This window comes from Streptosporangium sp. NPDC020145 (genome assembly GCF_040631275.1).
Lineage (GTDB): Bacteria > Actinomycetota > Actinomycetes > Streptosporangiales > Streptosporangiaceae > Streptosporangium.
On record NZ_JBEXZT010000063.1, the window covers coordinates 1 to 5,162 of the forward strand.

General features: G+C 67.1%; 4 protein-coding genes and 2 CRISPR repeat arrays. All 4 genes read left to right on the forward strand.

Annotated elements, in window-relative coordinates:
* Window positions 1-699: 699 nt before the first annotated feature.
* Window positions 700-910: a CRISPR direct-repeat array (repeat unit 28 nt; unit sequence GTGCTCCCCGCGCACGCGGGGATGGTCC).
* Window positions 911-1,390: 480 nt separating this feature from the next.
* The 4 genes from ABZ463_RS41455 (at window position 1,391) to ABZ463_RS41470 (ending at window position 4,853) form a co-directional block, all read left to right on the forward strand.
* On the forward strand, window positions 1,391-2,416 hold the full coding sequence (locus ABZ463_RS41455) for a methyltransferase domain-containing protein (RefSeq protein WP_362785688.1): 1,026 nt from the start codon (window positions 1,391-1,393) through the stop codon (window positions 2,414-2,416).
* Window positions 2,417-2,508: 92 nt separating this feature from the next.
* Window positions 2,509-2,781: direct repeats of the CRISPR family, unit length 28 nt; unit sequence GGACCATCCCCGCGTGCGCGGGGAGCAC.
* 576 nt (window positions 2,782-3,357) lie between these two features.
* Window positions 3,358-3,588, forward strand: coding sequence for a hypothetical protein (locus ABZ463_RS41460; protein ID WP_362785691.1), 231 nt, complete (start codon window positions 3,358-3,360; stop codon window positions 3,586-3,588).
* Between the two features lie 53 nt (window positions 3,589-3,641).
* Window positions 3,642-4,487, forward strand: a complete 846-nt coding sequence (locus tag ABZ463_RS41465) for a hypothetical protein (protein WP_362785694.1) — start codon at window positions 3,642-3,644, stop codon at window positions 4,485-4,487.
* Window positions 4,488-4,700: 213 nt separating this feature from the next.
* On the forward strand, window positions 4,701-4,853 hold the full coding sequence (locus ABZ463_RS41470) for a hypothetical protein (protein ID WP_362785697.1): 153 nt from the start codon (window positions 4,701-4,703) through the stop codon (window positions 4,851-4,853).
* The last annotated feature ends 309 nt before the right edge of the window (window positions 4,854-5,162 follow it).

The following is a 5,162-nucleotide window of genomic DNA, read 5'->3' on the forward strand; positions in this document are numbered from 1 at the left end:
CGCTGGGCGCTGACCGGCCGCATCCCCTCAGTGAGAACCCCCAGCAACCAACGCCGCTACCGCGAAACCGACATCACCGCCCTCCTCAACACCACGTCTTGATCACCATCGGGTGGTGACGGATCATCCCCGCGTGCATGGGGAGCACCCCGTCAGGCCGAACACCTCAGCCGACAGGCCCGGGACCATCCCCGCGTGCGCGGGGAGCACGATGAACGGCGCTTTGATGTGGGAGTGGCAGACGGACCATCCCCGCGTGCGCGGGGAGCACCGCCACAGCGCCTCCCAGGTCGCGGCCACGGCCGGACCATCCCCGCGTGCGCGGGGAGCACCAAGGGCGAGCTCTTCCTTCTAGCCACTACGAGGGACCATCCCCGCGTGCGCGGGGAGCACCCTCGCCGACCTGCGGGTTTATCAGCGGTGAGGGCTGAAAATCATTGCTTTCGTTGAGTCGGACATTTCGGGCATGTTGTTTGGTGGGTGTGGAGGGCTCTGAAGGCAAGGGCGGCGGCGTGGCTTTCTGGTGGGTGGGTTTCCCGTCTTGGGGCGTGCTTGTGGATCAGGGGGTTTGTGTCGTGCTGCACGTTAGCCTGTGGTCGGCGTTGTCTCGGTGAACTTGATGGTGTGTCCGGTATGTCCAAGTCGATGAAAGTGATGAATTTCGGCCCTCTGCGCTGATAAACCTGCAGGTCGCCGAGGGTGCTCCCCGCGTACGCGGGGATGGTCCGCTGGCGGTAAGGCAGACGACGTGGCAGCGGCGGTGCTCCCCGCGCACGCGGGGATGGTCCCACCGGGGTCTTGGTGAGCTGGCACTGCCTCACGTGCTCCCCGCGCACGCGGGGATGGTCCTGCGCGGGGCGGGCAGTCAAGCCTGTGTGTGCCGTGCTCCCCGCGCACGCGGGGAAAGCTTCAGGGGTTTGCGGGCGGGCTAATCGGATGTCCTCTCTCTTGCAGTGTTGGTATCGATGACCGATACGCGATTCCAATTCAATGGAGACTGAGGTTTACGGGAACGTTTCCGGTCTGGGGATAATGAATTGTTCCTTCCGATTGCTGGGCGCGAGATTACGCTTACCGTGGGTGCTCCATTCGGGAGCCGAGTCAGGGAAGGAATGCCCATTATGGGAGAGCACGAAGGTAAGCCCGCTGAGAAGGAAAAGGTGTTTGAGCCGGCGCCGCTGACCAAGGAGCAGTCTGATGGTCGCCCCGATGACGGCAAGCACGAGAAGCCCTCGAAGTGAGCGGTATGGGGCCAGGCCGACGGAGGCTACGCGATCATTTGCTGGCCTCCGGGGCGATGACTCCCGACTGGGCGCCCGTCTATGACGCGGTGCCCCGGGAGCTGTTCCTGCCCGAGGTGCTGTGGCCCTCCGTCGAGGGGCGGCGCCTGGTGGTGTCCAAGACCGATGATCCCGAGGAGTGGTATCGCTGGGCCTACACCGACGTGCCACTCATCACCCAGTGGGACGACGGTGGGCCACTGCGGGCCGGAGCCGACCGTGGAGATCTGGCGACCAGTTCCAGTTCGATGCCAAGCGTGGTGTTCTCCATGCTCGCCGACCTGTCGGTGTTCGAGGGCGCGAAGGTTCTGGAGATCGGTACCGGTACCGGCTGGTGCGCCGCTCTGCTATCGGCCCGGCTGGGTGAGGACAACGTGGTGTCGGTCGAGATCGACGAGGAGGTGGCCGAGACCGCCCGCAAGGCTCTGGCCGCCGCCGGGTGGCATCCGAAGGTCCGCCTCGGTGAAGGACTGCAGGGCATGCCGGAGCGGGCGCCGTACGACAGGATCCTGGTCACCGCGGGCGTTCGTGAGGTTCCCTGCACCTGGGTTCGGCAGACCCGGCCCGGCGGGGTGATCGTGCTTCCGTGGGGGCCGGACTTCACTGATCAGAACGCCGTCGTGCGACTGGTCGTGGCCGGCGACGGCAGCGCCGGCGGACGCTTCACGGGGCCTGTCCGGTTCATGCATGTGCGTTCTCAGCGGGTGAGCTGGGCTTTCAGCGACTACCTGCCTGATGGCGACTGGCCCGCCGATACCCGTGAGTCCACCACCACGCTTACCGAGACCGACGTCGTGACCGATGACCCCTTCGCCGCGGTGGACTTCGTGCTCGGCCTGTTGGTGCCCGGCTGTTCCCACACCGTTGGCCGCAGCCCGAGCGGCAAGCAGACCATGTGGTTGTTCGGGCTGAGGGATCGGTCATGGGCCGCGACGTTCTTCGACGAGGAGAACCCTTCGGCCTCGCGCGTTTACCAGGGAGGTCCGCGCAGCTTGTGGGATGAGGTCGAGGCCGCGTACCGGTGGTGGGTCGAGCAGGGGAGGCCGGGGCATGAGGAGTTCGGGCTGACGGTCACGGTAGACGGCCGCCAGGAGGTATGGCTGGGCGACCCGGGCGAGACCGTACCCGCCCACTGAGGTGACGACCCGGGGCTGGCGACACACCCTAAATGACCGTGCGCCAACACCCAGCGAGCGGACCTGTCCTTCGACCGTCGCCAACGAAAAGAGGATCACCCCCGCGTACGCGGGGAGCACCGGGCAATCCATCACCCGAATGAAGTAGCCGAGGGACCATCCCCGCGTGCGCGGGGAGCACGGCAAGACCTTCGTTTTCCACGAGGCCGTGCAGGGACCATCCCCGCGTGCGCGGGGAGCACCCGTGTTGCAACGGCGGGACCGTCTCGCTGGTCGGACCATCCCCGCGTGCGCGGGGAGCACCGGTACGGGGGTGCGGGTGGTGCGGGTGAACGGGGACCATCCCCGCGTGCGCGGGGAGCACCCTCGGCGACCTGCGAGTTTGTCGGTGGTGAGGGCTGGAAATCATTACTTTCGTTGAGTCGGACATTTTGGACATCTTGTTTGAAGGGTGTGGAGGGCTCTGAGGGCAAGGGCGGTGGCAGGGTTTTCTGGTGCGTGGTGGGTTTCCCGTCTCGGGATGTGCTTGTGGATCATGGGGTTTTGTGTCGTGTCGCACGTTAGCCTGTGGTCGGCGTTGTCTCGGTGAACTTGATGGTGTGTCCGGTATGTCCAAGTCGATGGAAGTGATGAATTTCGGCCCTGGTCGCTGATAAACCTGCAGGTCGCCGAGGGTGCTCCCCGCGCACGCGGGGATGGTCCCCATCTCGTCCACCCAATCAGCACGCCTCCCCAGTGCTCCCCGCGCACGCGGGGATGGTCCCCTGATGGAGCAGGTACGCCTGGAGCAGCTACTGTGCTCCCCGCGCACGCGGGGATGGTCCCCTGATGGAGCAGGTACGCCTGGAGCAGCTACTGTGCTCCCCGCGCACGCGGGGATGGTCCGTGCTCTGGGACGGTGCTCTGGTCGGCCAGGGTGTGCTCCCCGTGTATGCGGGGAAGTGCCGCGTTCGTTCGCCTCCAAGTCCACCCTGGCCGCATGGGTGATCGGTGCGGCTCTGGGCGTCGGCCTCGACGTCTCCTGGGTGACCGGGGACGAGGCCTACGGCCAAGCTTCCCACCCGCGTGCCTTCCTGGAAGCGCACCGGCTGGGATACGTGCTGGTGATCGCCGCCAACCGGTGCGTCAGCGGGCAAGGCGCCGAGGCCGCCGCCCTTCTGGGCGCGCCGTGACGTGACCGATTCGTACAAGAGAAGCCCATGGCCGACGACGTATCGTCGCTCGCATGAACGACCTTCTGCACCGGGCGAGCGGCTACCTGTTGCTCCACGCGAGGCTCCTCGACAGGCTCAGGTTCGAGGCGCTGTTCGGCGGCGGCTCCCGGGCCCGTGTGCTCGACGCGCTGCGCGGCTACCAGAACGCCGACGGCGGCTTCGGCCACGCGCTGGAGCCCGACCTGCGCGGCTCCGGCAGCCAGCCGCAGCCCGTCGAGATCGCGTTCTGGCTGCTGGACGAGCTCGACGCGTTCGCCGACCCGATGACGGCCGCCGCCTGTGACTACCTGACCGGCATCAGCACGCCCGAGGGCGGCGTGCCCTTCATGCTGCCCACCGACGCGCCGCGCGCCCCCTGGTGGCAGACCGACGCCGACCCGCCCGCCAACCTCAACCCCACCGCACCCCTCGCGGGCCTGCTCCACAAGTACGGAGTCACCCACCCGTGGCTCGGGCCCGCCACCGACTTCTGCTGGTCACGGATCACCGACCTCGACAAGATGCAGCAGTACGAGGCCCGTGCCGTGCTCACCTTCCTGGAGCACGTACCCGACAGGGATCGGGCCCTGGCCGAGTTCACCCGCCTCAAGCCCGCCTTCCTGGCGGCCGTCTCTCTCGAACCCGACCAGCCGGGCCACGTCCACTACCCGCTCGACTTCGCCCCCGAGCCGCTGCGGCTGCCTCTGTTCGACACCGCCGTGCTGGAGCGCCACCTGGACGTGGCAGTGCGCGACCAGGCCGACGACGGCGGCTGGGCGCCCAACTGGGAGATGTGGACCCCCCTCGTCCAGCACGAATGGGGCGGCTACCTCACCGTGGGCAAGCTCAAGACCCTGCGCGCGTACGGACGCCTCTAGCGAACCAGTTCTGTCGTGGGTCCCTGGTACTTCGGTGACATTTTGAGGTCATGGTTGGGGTCCGCGCTGGTACCAGCCGGATCCGGCGTTCGTGGTCGTCCCAGAGGTAGTTGGCGTGGTTGCCGTCCGCCAGGCCGATGACGTGCGGGAACGGGTTCACGGTGAGTTCGTCCGGGCGATCGGGGACAGCCAGGCAACCGTCTCACAGTAGGCGTGCCGTACAAGTGGAACGAGGTCGAGGCCGCGTACCGGTGGTGGGTCGAGCGGGGGAGGCCGGGGCACGAGGAGTTCGGGTTGACGGTCACGGTAGACGGCCGCCAGGAGGTGTGGCTGGGCGACCCGGGCGATGCCGTACCCGTCCGCTGAGGTGACGACCCGGGGCTGGCGACACGTCTAAATGACCGTGCCACCAGCACCCAGCGAGCGAACCTGTCCTTCAATCGTCGCCAACGAAAAGAGGATCATCTCCCCGTGCGTGGGGAGCACTCGGCCCGGGTGGCGTACCGGCTGTGCCAGGAGGGATCATCCCCGCGTGCGCGGGGAGCACAGCGACTGCGTCTCCCGCAGCGAACGGGTGGGGGGACCATCCCCGCGTGCGCGGGGAGCACCCTCGGCGACCTGCGGGTTTGTCGGCGGTGAGGGCTGAAAATCATTACTTTCGTTGAGCTAGACATT

What these genes read in the sequence shown, in the direction of transcription:
- ABZ463_RS41465 (WP_362785694.1), top strand. Translation starts at nt 3,642, where the DNA reads ATGAACGACCTTCTGCACCGGGCGAGCGGCTACCTGTTGCTCCACGCG.